The organism is Arthrobacter sp. 05T410 (assembly GCF_056396505.1).
Genome location: NZ_JBFTLP010000021.1, coordinates 1 through 20880, shown reverse-complemented (window position 1 = coordinate 20880; position 20880 = coordinate 1). Strand labels below are relative to the sequence as shown.

At 65.5% G+C, this 20880-nt stretch carries 13 protein-coding genes and 1 pseudogene; 8 read left to right on the top strand and 6 right to left on the bottom strand.

Translation table 11 applies throughout. The features are described from left to right. Positions 1-98: 98 nt before the first annotated feature. Positions 99-1199: an FtsX-like permease family protein gene (locus AC1DFR_RS18540; RefSeq protein WP_476874145.1), complete on the top strand. Its 1101-nt coding sequence runs from the start codon at positions 99-101 to the stop codon at positions 1197-1199. A gap of 43 nt (positions 1200-1242) precedes the next feature. After that, positions 1243-1971, top strand: coding sequence for an ABC transporter ATP-binding protein (locus AC1DFR_RS18535; protein WP_476859639.1), 729 nt, complete (start codon positions 1243-1245; stop codon positions 1969-1971). A gap of 3 nt (positions 1972-1974) precedes the next feature. Here AC1DFR_RS18535 and AC1DFR_RS18530 read toward each other — a convergent pair whose 3' ends face one another. The 5 genes from AC1DFR_RS18530 to AC1DFR_RS18510 form a co-directional block, all read right to left on the bottom strand. Next, positions 1975-3423, bottom strand: coding sequence for a phytoene desaturase family protein (locus AC1DFR_RS18530; protein ID WP_476874144.1), 1449 nt, complete (start codon positions 3421-3423; stop codon positions 1975-1977). Then, positions 3420-4898 (bottom strand): glycosyltransferase family 87 protein, encoded by a 1479-nt coding sequence (locus AC1DFR_RS18525; RefSeq protein ID WP_476850699.1) that lies wholly within the window; start codon positions 4896-4898, stop codon positions 3420-3422. The genes AC1DFR_RS18530 and AC1DFR_RS18525 overlap by 4 nt, the downstream gene beginning before the upstream one ends. A 270-nt stretch (positions 4899-5168) precedes the next feature. Beyond that, positions 5169-5303, bottom strand: coding sequence for a hypothetical protein (locus AC1DFR_RS18520; protein WP_263407439.1), 135 nt, complete (start codon positions 5301-5303; stop codon positions 5169-5171). 753 nt (positions 5304-6056) lie between these two features. Further along, positions 6057-6641: a histidine phosphatase family protein gene (locus tag AC1DFR_RS18515; protein ID WP_028277661.1), complete on the bottom strand. Its 585-nt coding sequence runs from the start codon at positions 6639-6641 to the stop codon at positions 6057-6059. Next, positions 6642-8120 carry a CCA tRNA nucleotidyltransferase gene (locus tag AC1DFR_RS18510; protein WP_476874143.1) on the bottom strand — a complete coding sequence of 493 codons (1479 nt, stop codon included), beginning with the start codon at positions 8118-8120 and terminating at the stop codon, positions 6642-6644. It lies immediately after the preceding gene. A gap of 171 nt (positions 8121-8291) precedes the next feature. Here AC1DFR_RS18510 and AC1DFR_RS18505 point away from each other — a divergent pair, with 171 nt between their 5' ends. The 5 genes from AC1DFR_RS18505 to trxA all read left to right on the top strand — a co-directional run bounded on the left by AC1DFR_RS18505 (position 8292) and on the right by trxA (position 14291). Beyond that, a complete protein-coding gene (locus AC1DFR_RS18505; protein ID WP_377984281.1) occupies positions 8292-8840 on the top strand; it encodes an NUDIX hydrolase in 549 nt (182 codons plus the stop codon). Positions 8841-8902: 62 nt separating this feature from the next. After that, the gene (gene murJ, locus AC1DFR_RS18500) at positions 8903-10966 is read left to right on the top strand and encodes a murein biosynthesis integral membrane protein MurJ (RefSeq protein ID WP_476859687.1); all 2064 of its coding nucleotides are present in this window, start codon (positions 8903-8905) and stop codon (positions 10964-10966) included. Positions 10967-11137: 171 nt separating this feature from the next. Then, positions 11138-12673, top strand: a complete 1536-nt coding sequence (locus AC1DFR_RS18495; protein WP_476850702.1) for an ABC transporter substrate-binding protein — start codon at positions 11138-11140, stop codon at positions 12671-12673. A gap of 297 nt (positions 12674-12970) precedes the next feature. Then, a complete protein-coding gene (gene trxB / locus AC1DFR_RS18490; protein WP_476874142.1) occupies positions 12971-13927 on the top strand; it encodes a thioredoxin-disulfide reductase in 957 nt (318 codons plus the stop codon). Positions 13928-13964: 37 nt separating this feature from the next. Next, entirely contained in the window at positions 13965-14291 is a 327-nt protein-coding gene (trxA, locus tag AC1DFR_RS18485; protein WP_223914875.1) for a thioredoxin, read from the top strand. 4727 nt (positions 14292-19018) lie between these two features. On the opposite strand, the gene AC1DFR_RS18480 is transcribed toward trxA, so the two are convergent. Further along, on the bottom strand, positions 19019-19261 hold the full coding sequence (locus AC1DFR_RS18480; protein WP_230008313.1) for a hypothetical protein: 243 nt from the start codon (positions 19259-19261) through the stop codon (positions 19019-19021). Between the two features lie 1461 nt (positions 19262-20722). On the opposite strand from AC1DFR_RS18480, the pseudogene AC1DFR_RS18475 reads away from it, so the two are divergent. Beyond that, positions 20723-20880, top strand: a pseudogene (locus AC1DFR_RS18475) (IS110 family transposase); the annotation flags it as partial.

The window sequence follows — 20880 nt, the reverse complement described above, 5'->3', positions numbered from 1 at the left end:
GCCGGCGGTCCAACCGGGCGGCCGATGCCCCGGAGTCCGGCGGAGGGAAGGCTGGAAGAAACGCCACAAGCGCCTCAAACGACACCACGAAGGACACCATGTATCTCGCCATCCGCGATATCCGCTTTGCCAAGGGACGGTTCGCCCTGATGGGTGCGGTCGTCGCCCTCATTACCCTCCTGCTCGTCATGCTTTCCGGACTGACGGCCGGCCTCGGAAACCAGTCGACGTCGGCCCTCGCCGCCCTCCCGGCCGACCAGCTGGTCTTCGGCGCCCCGGCCGGGAGCGAACCCAAGGCCTCGTTTACCGAATCCGAGGTCACGCGCGCCCAACAGGGCCTGTGGTCGGCGCGCGACGGCGTCGCCCGCGCCGACGCCGTTGGGATCAGCCAGAGCCGCTTCCAGGCACTCGGCGCCGGAGGCGTGCCGGCACGCACGGCAAGCGTTGCGGTCTTCGGCACCGAGCCCGGCGCAGGCCTGGCTCCCGCCCCGCTGGCAGAGGGAACCATCGCCGTCGGAGCTGGACTGGCGGAGGACCTGGAGCTCAGCATCGGCAGCCACGCCTCGGTGGGCGGCGCCGACCTCGTGGTGACGGCCGTCGTGCCGGAGCAGTGGTATTCCCACACTGGCGTCGTGTGGACCACGCTGGCCGACTGGCAGAAGCTGGCCCATATCCAAGACGCGGACGCCGCGACGGTGCTGGCCGTGACATTCGACTCCACCGCCGGAACAGGGGTGGATCTCGCTGCCGCCAACACCGCCGCGGGAACCGTCAGCACCACGATCGACGGGTCCTTCCAGGCCCTCGGCTCGTACAAGAGCGAGAACGGCTCGCTGCTGCTCATGCAGGCCTTTCTCTACGGCATCTCAGCCCTCGTGATTGTGGCCTTCCTGACGGTCTGGACGGTCCAGCGCACCCGGGACATCGCCGTTCTGAAGGCACTGGGCGGGTCCGCCCGCTACATCCTCCGGGACGCCATGGCGCAGGCGGCCCTGGTCCTGCTGGCCGGCGCGGTGGCCGGCGGGCTGGCCGGTGTTGCCGGCGGAGTCCTCGCGGCGCAGGCGGCACCGTTCCTCCTCACGCCCTGGACAACGCTGCTGCCCATCGCCGGAATCGTGCTCCTGGGCCTGGCCGGGGCAGCCCTCGCGGTCCGCAGCGTGGCCCGCGTCGATCCGCTCATCGCCCTCGGCGGCAACTGAGCAGCCCCGGCCCGCCCCATATATTCCTAGAAAGGCATATCTCGTGAATTCAACCCTGAACAACACCGCCCTGAACCTCGTCAACGTCACCCTGGAGTACCCGGACGGAGACGGCACCCTCAAGGCCCTGGACTCCGTGAGCCTCAAGGTGAACGCAGGCGAATTCGTGTCCCTGATCGGCCCCTCGGGGTCCGGCAAGTCGTCCCTGCTGGCCGTCGCCGCCACCCTGGTCCGGCCCACCGCCGGCCTGGTGGTGGTCGACGGCGAGGACGCCGGCGGATTGCCCGACTCCGGCCGCACCGCACTGCGGCGGGACAAGATCGGCATCATCTTCCAGCAGCCCAACCTCCTGCCCTCCCTCACCGCGGTCGAGCAGCTCGTGATCACCCAGCGCCTGCGCGGCGGGACGGCGCGGGCGGCCGGGGAACGCGCCGCGGCTCTGCTGGACCTTGTCGGCCTCGGGCATGCCCTGGCGAAGCGGCCGCACCAGCTCTCCGGCGGCCAGCGCCAGCGCGTCAACATTGCCCGGGCACTCATGGGCAACCCTGCCGTGCTGCTGGTGGACGAGCCAACGGCAGCCCTTGACCACCAGCGCAGCGAAGCAATCGTCCGGCTGCTGCGGCAGGTCACCGACGAGTTCAGCGTGGCAACGGTCATGGTCACCCACGACACCGATTTCGTGCCGCTCACCGACGCCGTCGCGAGCATGCGCGACGGACGGCTGTCCGCCAGGGCGGCGACGGCGGCCGTTGCGGCGCCGCGTCGGGGCTAGCGGCTAGGGGACCCGGTATCCGAGGTCCGGGACGCCGAGACCGAACATGTCCTTGAGGGCATGCCGGGCGGCGTGGAAGCCGGGCATCCCGGTGACGCCGGGACCGGGCGGGGTCGACGACGAGCACAAGTACACCCCTGGCAGCGGCGTCCGCCAGGGCACCGGGCTCAGCACCGGCCGCCGCAACATGCCCCAAAGGTCCATGCGGCCTGCGCCGAAGTCCCCACCGACGAAGTTCTCGTCGTACGCCGCCAGCCCTGCGGCCGTGGTCACCTTGAACTGCACCACCACATCCCGGAACCCGGGCGCGAAGCGCTCCAGTTGCGCCATGACCGCATCGCTCATGTCCACGGTGGAACCGGCCGGAACGTGGCAATAGGTCCACAGGATGTGCCGGCCGGCCGGCGCGCGGCCGGCATCAAAACGCGAGGGCTGGGATACCAGCACGTAGGGCCGGTCCGGATGCCGTCCCGAGGCGACCAGGCGTTCCGCTTCGGCGGTTTCCGCCCGGGTGCCGCCCACGTGCACCGTCCCGGCATCGGCGAGGCCGTCCGCCGCCCACGGCACCGGTCCGGAGAGGATGAAATCGACCTTGCAGGAAGCGTTCCCGAAGCGGAAGGACGCCAGGGCGCTCCTATAGCGCGACGGGAGCCGGCCCTCCGCCAGGTGCAGCAGCGCGGGGGGTGCCACATCCAGCAGCGTGGCCCGGGCCGGCGGCAGCTCCGCGAGCGATGTGATCCGCCTGCCGGTCTCGACCACCCCGCCATGGGCCTCGATGTCAGCGGTCAGCGCCCGGGCAATCGCGGCCGATCCGCCGCGCGGAACCGGCCAGCCGCCGGCATGGCCCAGGGCGCCCAGCATCAGCCCGGCGCCGGCGGCGGTGATCGAGGGCAGCGGCGCCACGGCATGAGCGGCGACGCCGCTCAGCAGTGCGGGAGCCAGGTCCTGGCTGAACCTCGCATTCCACAGCGGCGAGCCTTGTTCGAGCGCCCGGAGGCCGAACGCGGCGGCGGCCAGGGGATCTGCCGGAATCCGCAGCAGCTGGTTCAGGGTGAGGTCCGCGACGCCCTCCATCCGCCGCACGAGGGGCTCCATGAGCTGGCGGTAGGCGGCGCCGTCCCTCCCGAGTTCCGCAACGGTGCGGTCCAGGGAACGGTAGGCCAGCGCCGCGCGGCCGCCGTCGAGCGGGGATCCGTACGAGAGCTCGGGCACCTCCAGGGGCACGCGCCTGGACAGCTCGAACCGGCGGAAAAAGGGTGAGGCCAGAACCATGGGGTGCACGGCCGAACAGACGTCGTGGAAGTGGCCCGGTTCCATCAGTTCGGCGGTGCGCAGTCCGCCGCCGGGTGTGGCGGCCGCCTCGAACACGTGGACTTTGAGTCCGGCCCGCGCCATGGTCACCGCCGCGGCCAGCCCGTTGGGGCCGGAACCGACGACGGCGACGTCAGTCATGCGCTGTGGCTTTCCGCCACGGCACGCTTCCGCCACGGCACCAGGGACGCCGCGGGCCGGCGCAGATCAATCCGCAGCCAGTCCGGTGCACCGTCGAAGGGGCCGCCATGCGGATCATCGATGCGGTGGCGGCGGATCACGTCGCTGGACGGATCCCAGATGTCCCAGGCGACACGGGCCATCAGGTACGCGGTGGCGAGCATGTGGGCAACCACGGCCAGGACGTAGTAGGGCATGTCGATGTTGTGCTGGGTCGAGCCGCCGCTGGTTGCCTGCCCGAGGTACATCCAGATGGCGCCCCAGTGCAGCGCTTCGATGGCTTGCCAGATGACGAAGTCACGCCAGCGGGGCCGGGCAAGGGCGATCAGGGGGATCAGCCACAACACGAACTGGGGGGAGTACACCTTGTTGGTCAGGATGAACGCGGCCACGATCAGGAACGCCAGCTGCGCGATCCTCGGCCGGCGGGGTGCCGTCAGTGCCAGGACCGCAATCAGGATGCAGGCCAGGAGAAACAGGTCCAGTGCCAGGGAGTTGATGGCCGCGGCCTCAAGCGGATTCCAGCCCAGCCGGGCGGCCACCAGGTTGTAGGCGAACCAGGGCGAGCTGTAGCCCGCCGGCCGCTCCTGCGTGAACTGGTAGAAGTACTTCCAGCCGTCCGGATTTGCCGCGGCTGCCGGGACGTTGACCGCCAGCCAGGCCGCGGTTGCGGCACCGGCCGTGATCAGCAGCGCCCGGATGCGCCCGCTCCGGAGCGCCAGCAGCAGGACGGCGCCGAGGATCAACAGCGGGTAGAGCTTGGTGGCCGTGCCCAGGCCGATGAAGATCCCGGCGAGGACGAGCTTGTTCCGCGCAAAGAAGTACATGCCAAGAGCCAGCATGCACACGGCCCACATGTCCCAGTTAATGACGCCCGCCAGGACAATGCCGGGGGCGAGGGCAACCATCGCCGCGTCCCAGGACCGCCGGCGGTTCGTCCGCGCCGTGGCCAGCACGGTGATGATCCAGACGGCGGCGATCAAGGTGGCGTTGACGTCGAAGTAGCCAAGGACGCGGGGATCGTCGGTGCCGGCGCCGGGCACCAGAAGTGCGGTGGCACCCGCGATCAACCCCATCAGCACGGGGTACTCGAAGAGGCTTCCCGGGGTAATGAAGGGGAAGGCGCCATCGCCGAGGCCGCGGTTGCGGAACAGCTCCGGAAAGTCCGAGTAGCACGTGGCGTAGAACTGCCCGGGTGTTTCCCAGCCGTTGGTGCGGCAGAAGTTCTTGAGCAGAATCCCGGCCAGGGCGGCGAGGACAGTGAGGATGACCAGAACACGATCCACCGTAAAGAATCCCGGCGAAACGATCCCGGGCGCCGAGCGGTGGCCCAAGGGACCGCCTACCAGTTCCGTGAAGTTTCGGAGAAAAGGGTCGCTGCGGCTCGGGATGACCAATCGGACCCGTTTGCGCTCCGGCGGCTTTGTCTCCTGCATGACCTTGAGCTTACCGGGGGACATTGACCCGTGCCGCGCCGCGGTCTTCGCTGGCACGTCGTATCGGAGCCGCCACAACGGCTGGCCACGAAGGGATGCTTAAAAGGGGGAGCCCGTGCGGCGACGCACGGGCTCCCTGGGATCGGTTCCAATGTCAGTCATCAGGTCCTCCTTCGCTGCGGACAGTCCTGCCGGCAACGGGCTCCGCCCCTGCACGGGACTAGTCCATGCGCCGGTGGCGGAAATGTCCGGCCGTCAGCAGATCGGGCGTCAGCGAATCAGGCCGGCCTGATGCATGGCGAGGAACGTGTCGTCCCGCCTTTGGTCCAGGAGTTGGCCGTTGAAGCGTGTCGACTCCCTGCGGCTCAGCTTTCGGAACAGGACCGTATAGAGCTTGTTCATCATGGTTCTTACCTCCCCTCGGGGACTCGATCGGCGCGCCCTGGTGGCGGGCAGGGCTGTGCGGTGGGCAGGAGCGGTGGTTGCGGTAGTCACAGGGACCTTTCGTTGGTGGGGATTGAGCCGCCTTGGTTCAATGGGGCGAACAGGAGGCAGCAGGAATGGGCGGATGAAACGGGCCGCCGTATTTTGGGCGCGACAAATAGAGCGCTGGATGCAGGGAATTCGAATAACCGGTTCCGGGCGTGGCAATTAGCCCGAAAATCCCCGGCCTTAATTAGGCCGGAATTCCGGATAGGAAATAGTTATTCGATGGAGAATGGCCCCTGGACGCGGTAGCGCCGAAACCCCAACAAGAAGCTGGGTTCCGAACTATGGGGAGGCTGCGCAACCGCGTGGTTCCGCCTGTTCAGGCTGCCGTCATTCGGCTTTCCGTCATGGAAGGCCAACTGCCGCGGGTCCCAGGCTGCATTGCCTGGGACGGGAAAGCGGTCAGGAAACAGTCAGTCCGACATTTGGGCGCGGGTCAGCGAACGAGGCCGGGTTGGCGGTGGTGGAGTACATCCATCCGCTAGTCAAAGTAATCATCATTTTCCCAACCTCCTTTTCTGTTCTGCCGTGGCTCCGGCTGACAGGCCGGGCGACGCGCGCCGTGACCCCGGCAAGTCGCCTTGGGGTCAGAAATAAAAATACACTACGAATGCGGCAGTTGCCTACCGAATTCATAAACTTTTTTTAACTTTGTTTTAAAAACCGGTTTTAGAGTCCCCAGCGCACGATTGCCGGTGTCTTCTTATCCCATCCCAGTGTGCAGACTTTGGCGGTCCCCAACACGAAATGCCGGCCCTCGCGGGGGTCCAATCCGAGCCACCGGGCGGTCAGGATGCGGGAGAAATGCCCGTGCGCTACGATCAGCACATTGTCCAGGCCCGATTCGAGCACCCGGGCCACGATCTTGTCCGCGCGGGCGGCGACGTCGTCGAGCGCTTCACCATTGGGCACGCCGTGCGTCCAGATCAGGTATTCGGGGTTGTCCTTGCGGATGAGGTCCGAGCTGATGCCCTCGTAGTCGCCGTAGTCCCACTCCACCGCCAGCGGCTCCAACTGGGCGTCGGGGTAGCCGGCGAGTTCGGCGGTCCGGCGGGCGCGGCGCAGGGGTGAGGTCAGTACGAGGTCGAAGTCGACTGTCTCGAGCACCCTGCGCGCCTCCACGGCCTGCTGCTCGCCTTCCACCGTGAGGGGCATGTCCGTGAGACCGGTGTATTGCCCGCTCTTGGACCACTCTGTTTCACCGTGCCGCAGGATCCACAGTTGGGGGCGGGGGCCGTTGGATGGTGCAATCACTTAGGACTCCTCAGTGGTGGAGAGTTCGGCGCCGGCGGGCGCCGCCTCGGGCTGTGCCGCCCACCAGTCCCGCAGGCGGGATTCGGCGACGGCGGGATCGAGCGGGCCGTGCTCCATGCGTTCTTCCAGCAGGAATTTGTAGGCGCGGCCCACCACGGGACCGGGCTTGAGATCAAGCAGCGCCATAATCCGGCCGCCGTCCAGGTCCGGGCGGACGGCGTCGAGGGACTCCTGCTCCCGCAGCGCCGCAATCCTGTCCTCGAGGTCGTCGTAGGCGAAGGACAGCCGGTCCGCCTTGCGCTGGTTCCGGGTGGTGACGTCGGAGCGGGTGAGCCGGTGCAGGCGCTCCAGGAGGGGACCGGCGTCGGTGATGTAGCGGCGGACCGCGGAATCGCTCCAGCCGGCCTCACCGTAGCCGTAAAAGCGCATGTGCAGCTCCACAAGCCTGGCCACGGCCTTGATGGTGTCGTTGTCGAAGCGCAGCGCCTTCATGCGCTTGGCGGTCAGCTTGGCGCCCACCATGTCGTGGTGGCGGAAGCTCACTGCGCCGCCCGGTTCAAAGCGGCGCGTGGCCGGCTTGCCGACGTCGTGCATGAGGGCGGCGAACCGCAACACGAAGTCCGGGCCGGGAACCGGGCCGTCCGCCTTCGACTCCAGCGCTGCTGCCTGTTCCAGGACCTGCAGCGAGTGCTGGTAGACGTCCTTGTGGCGGTGGTGTTCATCGGATTCCAGGCGCAGGGCCGAGACTTCCGGCAGCACCAGGTCCGCAAGTCCGGTATCGACCAGCAGGTCCACGCCGGCCCGCGGCTGCGCGGCGCAGATGAGCTTGATCAGTTCATCGCGCACGCGTTCGGCCGAGATGATGCTGATCCGTTCCGCCATCCGGACCATGGCCTCGCGGACGTCGGCGTGCAGCGACACCCCCAGTTGGGCCGCGAACCTCGCGGCGCGCATCATGCGCAGGGGGTCGTCGGAGAAGGACGTTTCCGGCGGCCCGGGCGTGTTGAGGATCGAGGCGTGCAGGTCGCGGACGCCGCCGAAAGGATCGACGAGCTCCAGCATGGGCAGCCGCAGGGCCATGGCATTGATCGTGAAGTCCCGCCGCAACAGGTCATCCGTCAGGGATGTTCCGAAGGCCACTATCGGCTTGCGGGACTCCGGATCATAGGCGTCGGCCCGGTAGGTGGTGATTTCGATCTGGAAGTCGTCCTTGCGCATCCCGATGGTGCCGAAGGCGCGCCCGATCTCCCAGTAGTTGTCCGCCCATTTCTTGATCAGGGCAACCGTCTGGTCCGGAGTGGCGTCAGTGGTGAAGTCCAGGTCGGGCGAGACCCGGCCAAGAAAAAGGTCACGGACCGGCCCGCCCACGAGGGACAGCTCGTGGCCGGCGTCGACGAAGCGCTGCCCGAGCTCCAGAACCACCGGATCCACCTGGAAAGAAACGGTGTGGGAGTCAGTCTTGTGATGTGCGTGCGCCATAGTTACTTAAGCTTGTCAGAAAACCGCGCCAGCACCACACCGGAACCCGCAAGGATCCGGCGGGTTCGTCACGATTGCGCACGAACCGGCGCGGGCCGACTTTCCCGGCCGTCTACTTTCCGGCCATGTTTAGGTCATCAACAGCGGGCAAGAGTCGTTAGAGTGGACCTCATGGCCCATCCCGTACCGAGCGCTCCCGGCAGGAGGACAAACGCACCGTTGCCGTCGGCAATAGGTGCCAACGTCGCGCCTGTCCAGCACACGGGCCACGCCTCCCTGCCCACCGTGGAGGAAATCTCCGCCGGCGGCGTCGTGGTGGACATGTCCGACGCCGACCTGCGGGTAGCGATCATCGCGCGCCTTAACCGCGGCGGACGTCTCGAGTGGTGCCTGCCGAAGGGCCACCCGGAAGGCAAGGAAAGCAACGAGGAAGCCGCGGTCCGCGAGATCGCCGAGGAAACCGGGATCGAAGGCAGGATCCTGGCACCGCTGGGGAGCATCGACTACTGGTTCACCGTGAGCGGGCACCGCGTCCACAAGACCGTGCACCACTACCTGTTGCGGGCCACCGGCGGGGAACTCACCATCGAAAACGATCCGGACAAGGAAGCCGTGGACGTCGCATGGGTTCCGATCCAGGAGCTGGCGCGCAAGCTGTCCTTCCCCAACGAACGCCGCATCGCGGATCTGGCCAAAGAAGTCCTGCCGGAAGACCGCTGAAGGCCGCCGGTGCGGCCGGTCACGTCCACGGATAGCGACTAATGCCCCGCGCGGGTGAGACGATGAAGACGATGTCATCAGCCAAACCCGCCCCCGTACCCTCCGGCCCCGCCGATTCCAAAGCTGCCCAATCCGGAGAAGCCCGTTCCAGCGCCGTCATGGCCGCCGGAACCCTCGTTTCGCGTTTCCTGGGCTTCGCCAAGACCTGGATGCTGGCCGCCGCCCTGGGCCTGGGCTCGACGGTCAACGACACTTTCATCAACGCCAACAACCTTCCCAACCTGATCTTCCTGCTGGTGGCCGGCGGGGTGTTCAATGCTGTTCTGGTGCCGCAGATCATCAAAGCCAGCAAGGCGCCGGACAAGGGAGCGGACTACATCAGCCGGCTGCTGACGCTGGCGGTGCTGGTGCTGCTCGTTCTCACGCTGCTGGTCACGCTCCTGGCGCCGTCAGTCATTCAACTGACCACCCAGGGCTACTCGCCGCAGCAGAAGGCCCTCGCGGTGTCGTTCGCGTTCTGGTGCCTTCCGCAGATCTTCTTCTACGGCCTGTACGCCCTGCTGACCCAGGTCCTCAACGCCCACGGGGCCTTTGGACCCGCGATGTGGGCGCCAATCATCAACAACGTCGTGGCGATCGCCGGGCTGGGCATGTTCATCGGCATCATGGGGGCCAACGCCACCAACCCGCACACGATCGACAACTGGGGCCCGTTCCAGACCATCCTCGTCGCCGGGTTCTCCACAATCGGCGTCGTCACCCAGACCGCCGTGCTGCTCATCCCCGTGTTCAGGCTCCGGCTGGGGCTGCGGCCGCGCTTCGGCTGGCGCGGGGTCGGTCTGGGCCATGCCGCGAAGCTGAGCGTCTGGACCCTGGCGACCGCCGCCGTCGGGCAGTTCGCCTTCCTTTACGTCATGCGCATCGCGACGATCCCGGGCGCGGAACGGCTCCGCCTCCAGCAGGCCGGGGATCCCGCGGCAGCCTTCATTCCAGGCAACGCGGTGCTGGAGGTGGCCAGCCAGCTGTACCTGCTGCCGCACTCCATCATTGCCCTGTCCCTGGCCACCGTGCTGTTCAACCGGATGACCCGGGCGTCCCAGGACGGTGACCGGGCCGCCCTGCGAAACGCGCTCTCCCACGGGCTGCGGACCATGGCCGTGGCAACCGTCTTCGGCGCGCTGGCGCTCTTCGCGCTGGCCGGACCGCTGGGCATGTTCTTCTCCGGCAACAATCGCCTGGACGGCGTCATGCTGGCCCAAACCCTCACGATCCTGGCCCTCAGCACCCCGTTCATGAGCGCCAACTTCATGATGTCGCGGGTGTTCTACGCCAATGAGGACGCACGGACGCCGTTCTTCATCCAGCTGGTCCTGGCGCTGGTCAACCTGTCGGCCGCGTTCGCGATCCAGTTCCTGCCGTTCGATCAGATCATCTTCGCCATCGCGATCCTCTACACGGCCGGCAACATCCTTTCCGTGATCGTCAGCGCGACCTTCCTGCGCCGGCTCCTGGGCCACCTCGACGGGCCCCGCATCGCCAGCTCCTACATCCGCATGGGGTATGCGGCCCTGGGTTCCGCCCTCGCCGGAGCTGTGGCGTTGTGGCTGCTGGGCAGCTACAACCCGGACGGCTACGCCTGGAGCGACCGGACCGCCGCCCTGGTGACAATCGTCGTCGTCGGTCCCGTCATGCTGGCCGCCTATTTCCTGCTGCTGAAGCTCTTCCGGGTCACCGAGCTGCAGGACCTCCTGCAGCCGCTGCTTGGGCGGCTCCGGCGCAGCACCGCCGCAGGGCCCGGCACGGGGCCGCAGGCAGACGGCGCGGCGGAGGTCCGGAGGGCACCGGAGCGGGCCACCGTCTCGGTGGATACGGGCCTGATTCCGCGAATTTCCGGCGAGTTCGACGCCGAGTCGTTCCGTGCCGGTCCCGACATTCGGGAAGAGGACTCGTTCCCTTACGGCCGTCCCGCTGGCCCGGAGGGCGGTTACCTGCCGGCAGAAGACCTCCCCAGCACCGCGCAGGGCGGCTTGGGCAAGGGCGATGTTCCCCTGCCGGGCCGCCGCACCTACCAGGGGCCGGCCGGCCACAACCCCTACTTCCCGTTTGGCGGGAAAAAGAAAAAATGATCCCGGCTCCGTTTCGAACTGCCGTGCTCACGCGGCCTGGACAGAGCATCGGCTAGGATCGAAGACTAACAAGGGAAGTTGCGGACCAGCGGTCAACCGGCTTACCGGAGGGCACACGGTCGCTCTCGGAGTGACCACGTCGGCAGGTCCCGGACAGTCTAGGAGGAGCCCGTGTCCCACCCGATCGATGTCGGATCAGTACTCGGTGGCCGCTACAAGGTCACTGCCACCGTACTGACCTCACATGACCAGGATCTGGTGCTGGACGGTGTGGACCAGGTGCTCAACCGCCCCGTGAGCATACTCGTCGCAGGCCCGGGCAACGCCGACCAGGTGGCCCAGAGCGCCCGTGAAGTGGCCACGGGCGAACGTCCCGGCAACGTGCAGATCCTCGATCTTGGCGTCAGCGACGCCACCACGTACCTGATCACCAACCACACCTCGGCCGCGGATCTGCTGGATCTTGTGGTCTCTTCCAACCCGCCGTACGTCGAACCCTTCTTCACGGACACGCTGGGCAGCGAGATCTTTGGGCAGGCCCGCTCCCACGAACCCGAAACCTACGACGGGCTTTACGACGACGAGGAAGTCGACGCCGGGTACATCAACTATGGCCAGGCCCAGGGCACAAACGCACAGCCGCCGGCTTCTCCGGCACCGCCCCCCGCGGGAGTACCGTCGCGGCCCGCTTCCGCTCCTGCTGCCGCGGCAGCAGCCGCGGCGGCCGCCAGGGCACCCACAACCGCACCGCAGGAGACGGCGGCGCATTCAACGGCGCCGCAGCCCGTCCAGAACGGCTCGCCCCGCCAGGCCGAACCGGCAGCGCAGCAGCCGGCAACCGCCGCGGCACCAAAAGTTTCCTTGTGGTCCGACGACGACTACACCGGTGACGATCACCGCGGCGGAGAGCACCACGGCGGCGCAGCCGCGGCTGCCGGAGTGGCTGCTGCCGGCTTCGACTCGGCGGATCGGGCTCCGGGCAACTTCCCCGCCTCCGCCCGTGCCGCCGTCGACCAGGATGAGGACGAGTACGAGTACGAAGACGAGGACGAGCCCAACCGGGAGCCGCGTTCCATGCGCTGGCTGGTGGGCGGGCTCCTGGCTGCCGTGCTGGTGGTCGGCCTGATCTTCGCGGTCACCAACCTTGGCAGCCTCTTCAAGAGCAGCCCGCAGACCAACGCCGCAACCTCCGCCTCCTCCAGCGCACCGGAACCGTCCACCGCGCAGCCGTCGTCGACCGCCACCGAGGCGCCGGCGGCCGGACCGCCCGTCATCGAAGACGTGACGCGACTCGGCAACTTCGATTTCGCCGGAAATTACGACTCCGACCTCGTCAAGACTTTTGACGGCAACGGCGCGAGCTTCTGGTCAGACATGGAATTCGCGACGGACGACTGGGGCGGACTCGCCTCCGAAGTTCCGCTCGTGGTCAAGCTGAAGGACCCTTCCAAGGTCTCTTCCGTCACTCTGAGCCAGTTGGGGGCCTCCGGTGGCAACATCAGCGTCTTCACCAATGACAAGCCGACCCTGGACGGTGCAAAGCAGATTGGCAGCAACAGCTTTACGTCACCGGACCTGACCATGCCGCTGTCTGAACCCGTCACGGCGCAGTACGTGATCGTGTCCATCAAGAAGCTTCCGAAGCTGGCCGCACCCAAGACCCGCTATGGGTACGGCCTGCGCTTGGCCGAAATCAAAGTCCAGTAACGGCCCTGCGCGGCTGCCGCTGCGCCCAAAGGCGGCGGCTGCGCTGTAAGGCTGCGGCTGCGCTCTAAGACTGCCGCTGCGCCCTAAGGCGGCTGTCGTGCAGCGGAGGCCTTGCCCGCCGGTTGGCCGGTAATCCGGGGCCGTCTCCGGCCCCGACCCCGGCAAACCGGTACCCTGAGTAGTGGTGTTGCTCCGTGACGCCCATTTCGGCCGGAATATTCAATGCCCGGCAATAGTTGTGCCATGTGGCCGGCCATCGCGGCGGGCGCATCGACAAAGGAAGAGGTTCACCGTTCAGTGAGCAACGCAGAAAACACTGCCTCCGAAGTACGTGATGTCATCATCGTCGGCTCCGGCCCGGCGGGCTACACCGCAGCGGTGTACACGGCGCGCGCGAACCTGAAGCCGCTGCTCCTGGCAGGCTCGGTTACGGCCGGCGGCGAACTGATGAACACTACGGACGTGGAGAACTACCCAGGATTCCCCGACGGCATCATGGGCCCGGACCTGATGGAGAACTTCGAGAAGCAGGCTGCCCGTTTCGGCACGGAGATCCAGTTTGAGGACGTCACCGATTTGGACCTCGACGGCGACGTCAAGACCGTCACCATCGGCACGGGGGAGACCTTCAAGGCCCGTTCCATCATTCTTTCCACCGGTTCGGCCTACCGCGAGCTCGGCTTGCCGAACGAGAAGAGGCTTTCGGGCCACGGTGTGAGCTGGTGTGCAACCTGCGACGGTTTCTTCTTCAAGGATCAAGACATTGCCGTCATTGGCGGCGGCGACTCCGCCATGGAAGAGGCCCTGTTCCTCACCAAGTTCGCCAAGTCCGTCACGGTGGTCCACCGCCGCGATGCCCTCCGCGCTTCAAAGATCATGGCTGACCGCGCCTTGGCCCACGAGAAGATCAACTTTGTGTGGAACACCGGTGTGGAAGACGTGGTGGGACAGGACAAAGTCACCGCATTGCGGTTGAAGAACCTGGTGGACGGCACGGAATCCGAACTGGCCGTAACCGGAGTATTCGTGGCAATCGGCAACGATCCCCGCACCGATCTGGTCAAGGGCAAACTCGAGCTGACCGCAGAGGGAACCATCGCCGTGGACGGCCGCACCTCGAAGACCAGCGTCCAGGGCGTCTTCGCTGCCGGCGACGTCATTGATCCGACCTACCGCCAGGCCATCACGGCCTCCGGTTCCGGGTGCGTGGCCGCCCTCGACGTCGAGCACTACCTCGCAGATTTCCACGCCTAACCGGCGCGCAGCAACCAACGGAAGAGAGACAAAGGTTATGAGCAACGCAAAAGACGTAACGGACGCCAGCTTCAGCACTGATGTACTGGCCTCCGAAAAGCCCGTCATTGTCGATTTCTGGGCCGAATGGTGCGGCCCCTGCCGCAAGCTCGGTCCGATTCTTGACGAGATTTCGGTCGAGTACGGCGAGAAGGTTGATGTGGTCAAAGTGAACGTTGACGACAACCCGGCCATCGCTGCCGAGTACGGCATCACCTCCATCCCTGCCGTGTACCTGTTCCAGGGCGGCGAGGTCAAGGGCACCGTAATCGGCGCCCGGCCCAAGCAGTTCTTCGAGAAGGAATTTGCGGACGTCCTGTCCTAGGCTGACCGAAAGTGGCCCCCGCTTCTGGCGGGGGCCACTTTTTTGTTGTGCTTCACGGCCCACGATCGGGGAGTAGGACTAGGCGGACAGCCCCTAGATCTGCCATAACCGTTACTGCAACCTTGGGTGGCTGTCTATCGGAGTGGTTTTTTGTTCTGCTGGCTGAGAATTCCCCTGGCCGCCGCCGGCTTGTGAAATGGGGTATCCCTCGGCCGGCGAACTGCTATTCGTGCTGAGAGTCACGTAGGGTTTTTGGCCGTTGCTTAGGGGACAGCACCCTCTTGTTTCACGTGAAACATAATGACCGCTGCACCCCCACTTATCAGTTCGGTGCGCGATGTGAACCTGCGCGTAGACACAGCGGGTTCCCATTAGGACATCACAGCCGATTTACGTTGTCTGCGTGTATGCCGAGGGCTGGTTGCCAAAATTCCACCGAAGCACCATGCGCCATGTCGCGTAATGGACGTGTTTCACGTGAAACATCCAACTTCCTTAGGGTCATGAAGTTTGGGACGGCTTTCGGATGAGTCCGGACTCGAAATGCACTCCATACACTCATGGCCCGCCGCGGGGGAGTCGAGGGTGGAGGTCCCACTTGTACCAGGTTCGTGGTTTTCTGACGGGTAGGCTTCTGCCGAAACTGCCGTTAAGGCGGCGCCGCACTCCGCTGCCGCCCCGAGTTCGGGCAGGGTCGGGGCCCTCCTGCCAGCGCAACACGCCATGACTGCTCCTGCACGTCCGCCACGGGTCCGGGGAGAGTTGGGGGCCACCCTGGTCCGCGGCAAAATAGTAGACCAGTCGGCGGGTGGCCAGGACTGCGATCGACTGTCTCTAACACACACATTCGTCCACGTTTTCCAAGAACGGCGATCAATGCTGGCAAGTCACTAGCGGTCCTAGCCACCGGCCGCCCGGTTCGGACCCTGTTTCACGTGAAACAGGTGTGTACGTCGCAGCTGCCGAATTGTCCGGCCCACCTCCAGGCTCCCCATGTTTCACGTGAAACGGGTGTGCACGTCGCGAGAGTGCCGACTACTTCCGCCCACCTCCGCCGCGCCGATGTTTCACGTGAAACACCCATAGTCGCAATCCATAAATCGCAACTTGGCGCGAAGTGATAGTTGACTCTTCGATAAGCCGCCGCGGTTACCGACTCAGCCCGCCCATTTCCGCAGGAATAGAGGTCGGTGGGACGCAAAGATTCGCTTGATGGTCTGTGCGTCCCAGCTGGAAAGGCGCGGCCCAACCTTGGCTGAGCGGCCCCCGGGGACGTTGGCCCGCGCCCGTGAACGACATTGTTCCCCGCCCTAACGCTCGCTCCAGCACCGCCGGCTCCGACCCAAATTCCGCACAACAGACCGGATTTCGCACGGTTCACCGGATCCGATCCCGTCCCAACATCTCCAGACCTCCTGGTTTCACGTGAAACATGTCAGCGGACCAGAAACAGTCTGCGGCAAAGCAGACCCAGATTCCCGTCCGTAGCCACCGACGGGGGAACGGCCGCCAGCCCCTCCAGGCCTCTGTGACCCGCCGTGTGTGGGGACAGGCGAACGTGGGTGCCTTTGAAGCGGCGTGCAGTGCGCCCCGTAACCGGCGAGGGGACTTGCCTGAGCTCAGCCGCCTGAGCTTGGGGCAGAGTGCTCATGGGCGTTCTCGGCCGCCCGCTTACGACCATGGGCCTATGTTGTCTGATTTGAAGCGAACCGATGATCAATTTCGGATCGCTGCGGCAGTCAGTCATCGAATGAACACGCCCCGCCGCCGTTACGGCCGGCGCAGTTCCCGCACCCTGCGCGGCGTGGGACGCACGGAACCGGACCTGCATTCCATAGGGACCCCGACCAAACACAGGGCCCGGCGCTGAGGCGATTCTGACGGTCAGGTCCGACACTTGGTCCAATCCATGGCTCGTCCCGACAATTGGACCGTCGCAGCCTCCGGTCCGCGTCCTACGCCCCTGTACGAGTCGCTGCTCCGCTTCACCATGGTTCCTGTCCAGGGTCACTCCGGCGGCGGTCAAGGTCAATCGTGCAGTGCCTGTTCAGAGTTCGTGGGCTGATCGGTTCATCAATCACCATCACCGTTCAGCCCGCGGCATGGTCTTGTCCCGCTGATCAATGCCCACTGTCTCCGCCCAGGCCCGGTTCGGTCTCAGGCTCCACTCAAGCTGCATTGGGCTTGCCCAAACTCCTGTGCCTTTAGCGGCTGGCCGCCCCATTTTGCTCTAGAGGGGACCGGATTGGGCCGGCTCTTGTGTCCCCGAGTAGGGACCATTCGGCATTCGCGGGACAAGAAGATCGCACGGCCGCTCTCATAAAGTCTTGTTCTCATGAAGGTTGGTGTCTGTGCCCTGACAGTCGCGGCGCAGCAGGTTCGATTCCATGGCGGCAAGACCAAGGACACCCAGGTCCAGCCGCGAACCTGCCCCCGCCCCGGCAGGCGCCGCAACCGCCGCTGCCCGCTATGGATGTCCTTCGAGCCCTCGGCGTCTGTCCGTAATTCCCCACTCTCATAGTGACCGGTGCAGGCTTTCCGACCGTCAATCCACGAGCCATCACGACCGCCGAGCTGGGTACCAAGCGGAGGTCGGCGGTGGCCGACACCCAAGCATTTCCGGCCTGTCTAGCGGCTATAAGATCCGGAGCTCACTCGATATCCACCAGTTTCTCCACAGAAGTTATTCACACCGTTATCCACAGGTGCTGAGAGATTATTCACATGCCCTTCCTGGTGAGCGGCCGAGCGCCGTCGCCCCTCCGGTACTGGTCCTCTGACCCGCCACCCGCCGTGCCGGGGATATGTCCTGGACCCCAATGAGGAACTCCGGCCCGCAATCAGGTCATCGAGCGTATATCCCCGAAAAATTAACCGTAGAACGGCGATTTAGTACATCTTCGCGAATGCTTCGACCATCGTCGCTGCACACCATAATCATGTTTCACGTGAAACAGACAGTGAGCCCTCAAAGGAGGTTCGGGGCAGTTGTCACGGCAGCAGCTCGTACAAGAATCTGGCGTCCCGAGCGGGCTGCCGTCAGTCACTAATCCACAAAGTTATCCACAGCAATATCCACCGCGCTATCCACCGCGCCATCGACCGGCCGCTGGCTAAAACTCGGGCCGGGAGCGGCCCCGCGAACCTCGCCTGGATGCAGCTTTGACCTGCGGTGAAGTACCCTCCGGACGCGTCATCCCACGGCGGCCGGGAGCTGCAAATCCACGTGGGTCGAACCAAAACCCGTCGAGCGCCGGGACCGCCGACGTGTCATTGCATCGCCCGCCGCGCCGGCCGAAGCCAGCTTGTTCCACAGCGCAAGGCGGACTTCAAGAAGACCAGGGGAGCGGAGTCACTGTCCCAAGGAACTCTCCCGTCCCACGTCCAGGTGATCGTTTTGCCGGGCCAAGATGCGACAACGGCACCCGCTGAATCGATGGGTTTTCCGGGCAGCTCACATTCTCTGAGTTCGGAGACCTTGGCGGACCTCACGCCCTCGCTGGGTCTGTCCGGTCGATGATCTTTCCACTCCGGTCCTCGCGGACCCCCCGTGTCCGTTGGCCGATGCCAACACGAAGAGGCTCGTCCACCGTGTGTTTGCCATGCGTTGTTTGCATTGAGATGGCCCTGGACTTGTCCCGACTGAAGCATTGCCTGTCGACCCGGGGATTCGGATGAGGGAGGCACCGGACTGCAAAAGCGGTCGGGCCGGTCGAGCCCGCACAGTTGACACGCGCAAGCACGAGTCCCGAACCCAATCAGATTGGTCCGGATGCAGACCTTCCTTCTTTGCGGTTTGAATCCCTCCGGTTGCCGCACCAACTTACGGGTCCGGTGCGATCAGCGGATTGGATCCTGCAGGCAACTGCGCCCTGGTGCCCGGGGCGACGAACCTTACCGCCCGAAACACACTGGTCCGGGGGAGCGGACCCGGCGCTGGTAGCCGTGTAGTTGGAACATGCAGCAGCTCGGCTGCTTCCCTATAATGGCGGCTGGATGCCCACACAAGAGCCATCCCGACAGTTCCAGCCAGGCCGAATCCACAGGAAGGCGTGGTCGGCGTCTGGGATCAATCGGCACGACCCCGGCCCTACTTCACATGGCCTCCGCTTCCCTTCTCGCGGGTGCGTCGCGCGGCCTGAGCTCCTGCCGGAAGACCCCTTCCAACACTCTGCAGCAGGATCAGCCGGTGTGCAGCAGTACAGGATCTGCACTGCACTCTCATCAAGCGGGTACTGGCAAGCCGGCAGGTGCGTCAGCAGCGGCACAGTGTGGGGGGCCCGCGAGGCGTCCGGTGTGCTGTTCCGGATGAGGGGAGCCGTGTCCGGAGTGCCGGAATAGACCCCCAGAGTGCCATCTCGGCTATTGGATAAGGCGTCGGGCTCACCGGAGGAAGCTGAAAAATGCGGCAGGAACAGCACGCCCGCCGGGGCCCCAAGGAGATCAGGCATGCCTGGCACGCCGGCATGCCCCATGGCGCATGGTTACAGCTGGATGCGGCGATGGGACTGCAGCAGAACGTTGGCGGTCATGGCACCCGGCTACCTGGGTGGGGAGGATGCGTGTCAGGGTCCCGGTTCCCTTTGCCCGGGTCCCGGCAAACTGACAGGCACAATCATGTACCGAATGCGGAATCGGGGACGTGGGTGCAAGCCGGCGAAGGGGTGAGCGGCAAGTTAGCGGGGGAGTCGAAGGACGCAGACATCCGCAAAGCGAGGCAGTTCCGGTCAGCTTTCGCGATCAGACTCCCACAAGAGGTCTTCAACAATGCGATCGAGACTACATGCTTCCTGTGGCGCCGACGCCAGATCACCGTCCGCATCACGGCCCGCGTCCGTTCCCGCGCCAAGGTCGGCGTCCAGGTCTGCGCCGTCGACTTTGTCCCGATCTTCGTCCACGCCCACATCGAGACCTCTGTTGAGGTTCGCTTTTCGAGGCGCGTGTCCGGCGCCAATTTCTACCGTAACCACCGGAACGTTCCTACAAAGCCATGGCCCGAACCCGACGAAGCAGCAAGCAGACCAACCTGCCGGCCCGCGCGCGAACCCACGGTTCAACCCACTTCAATTTTCGTTCACGGAAGCTGCCCCCACGACCCGTGATCGTAAGCAGCGAGAGAGTGCCGCCGGCCTCCGCCAGGACCGGGCAGTGCCGTATTAGAGCATCCCGAGGTGTGCAAGGCTGCGGATGCCCTGCAGCCTGCTTAGCCTTCGTTCAGCCAACCACGCGGGCATACAACGCAGTAGCGGCGCCATATGACGCTTTCAGAGGCGCCCAGGAGCAGGTGATCCCGCAGAGACTGGGAACGGTACAACAGTCGCTCCGAGGTCGTCTGTGGCTGCGGCGAGCTTGCTCCGCCGCCAAGCAGCAGCCGCGCCGTAGTGAGCCGCTTCTCCTGCTTCGCACCGGCATGGACCAATGTGGTCGCATGGCGCACCCGCGGCCGGCCCGGCCGACGGGCAAAGGTGGGCCATAGCTGTGGGTCGATTTCTTGCAAGGGGAAGGCCGAACCGTCATGACGCAGACGGTGGACCCTTGGTCAAACGACTGGTCGGCACCCCAGTCCACCGGCATTGCGATGACCTCCTACGGCGCAATGGCCGAGCCGGATCGCCAATCCGCAGGCGGACTTGCACGGACGGGGATGTAGTCCAGCTGCCGGATTGACGACTGCGCAGCGGTCTCCAAACGCTGGCCGGATTCATCTGCCCTTTTGTCTCCTCACATAGGTGCCCGGCCTGCCTGGCGTTCGATGGGGCAAGGCGCAGATTCGCGGCCCCGTTTCACGTGAAACATTGACGGACCACTCCAGCCCAGCTGGTCAGTGAGCTCTGGAAGGCGGCGAAGATGGCTGTTGCTGACTAGCGCGATCGCAGCGGCACCGGCAGAGAGGGGGCCTTTCCGCAACAACGAGAACCGTGCAGCTGCCATTTGTGCTCGGTGTGGCCGTTCCATGCGATCAGAAGCTCCACCCACGGAACGCAACAGAGTGGACGGTACGGCCACCGGAAACGCATCGGACTCCACGCTCAGGAAGCTCCGCCCCAGTCAGGGACACCCGCCTGCCCAGCACCAGCCCGTCGTTCCGCACGTGTCCCTCGGTCTCGCCCAAGCAGGGCCGGCGATGCTGGCGATTTCCACAGAAAGACCACGGCACTGCGTCGGTCCCACTCCCACGGCCGCAACCCGCGAGAGCCCGGGCCAGGACGGAAGCGAGAGAGCCGCCGGAACTAGTCGGCGCCACCGGTGCCGCCCCGTTACCTTTTTCGTAGCCCGTTCCTGTTGCAGGATGAGGGTGTGCTGGCCTGCCAACCCCGGCATGATTGCCGCCCCCAGTCGTCAATGCTCCGGGGGGTGTTGTCACCGGGGTCCGGTAGGTGCCGGAGAGACCGCTAATAGAGGCAGGACAGTTTGGGATCGTCGTGCGTAACGTGGATACGGGCTCTGACACCGCGGACAGTCCAGCACAGGTATCAGCTGCTGTGACGGGGAGGTACAGGTGATCGGAAACCGCGAAAGCATTGATGTCTTCATCGGCCTGGACGTCGGCAAGGGCGAGCACCACGCCGTTGCAGTGGACCGGACGGGG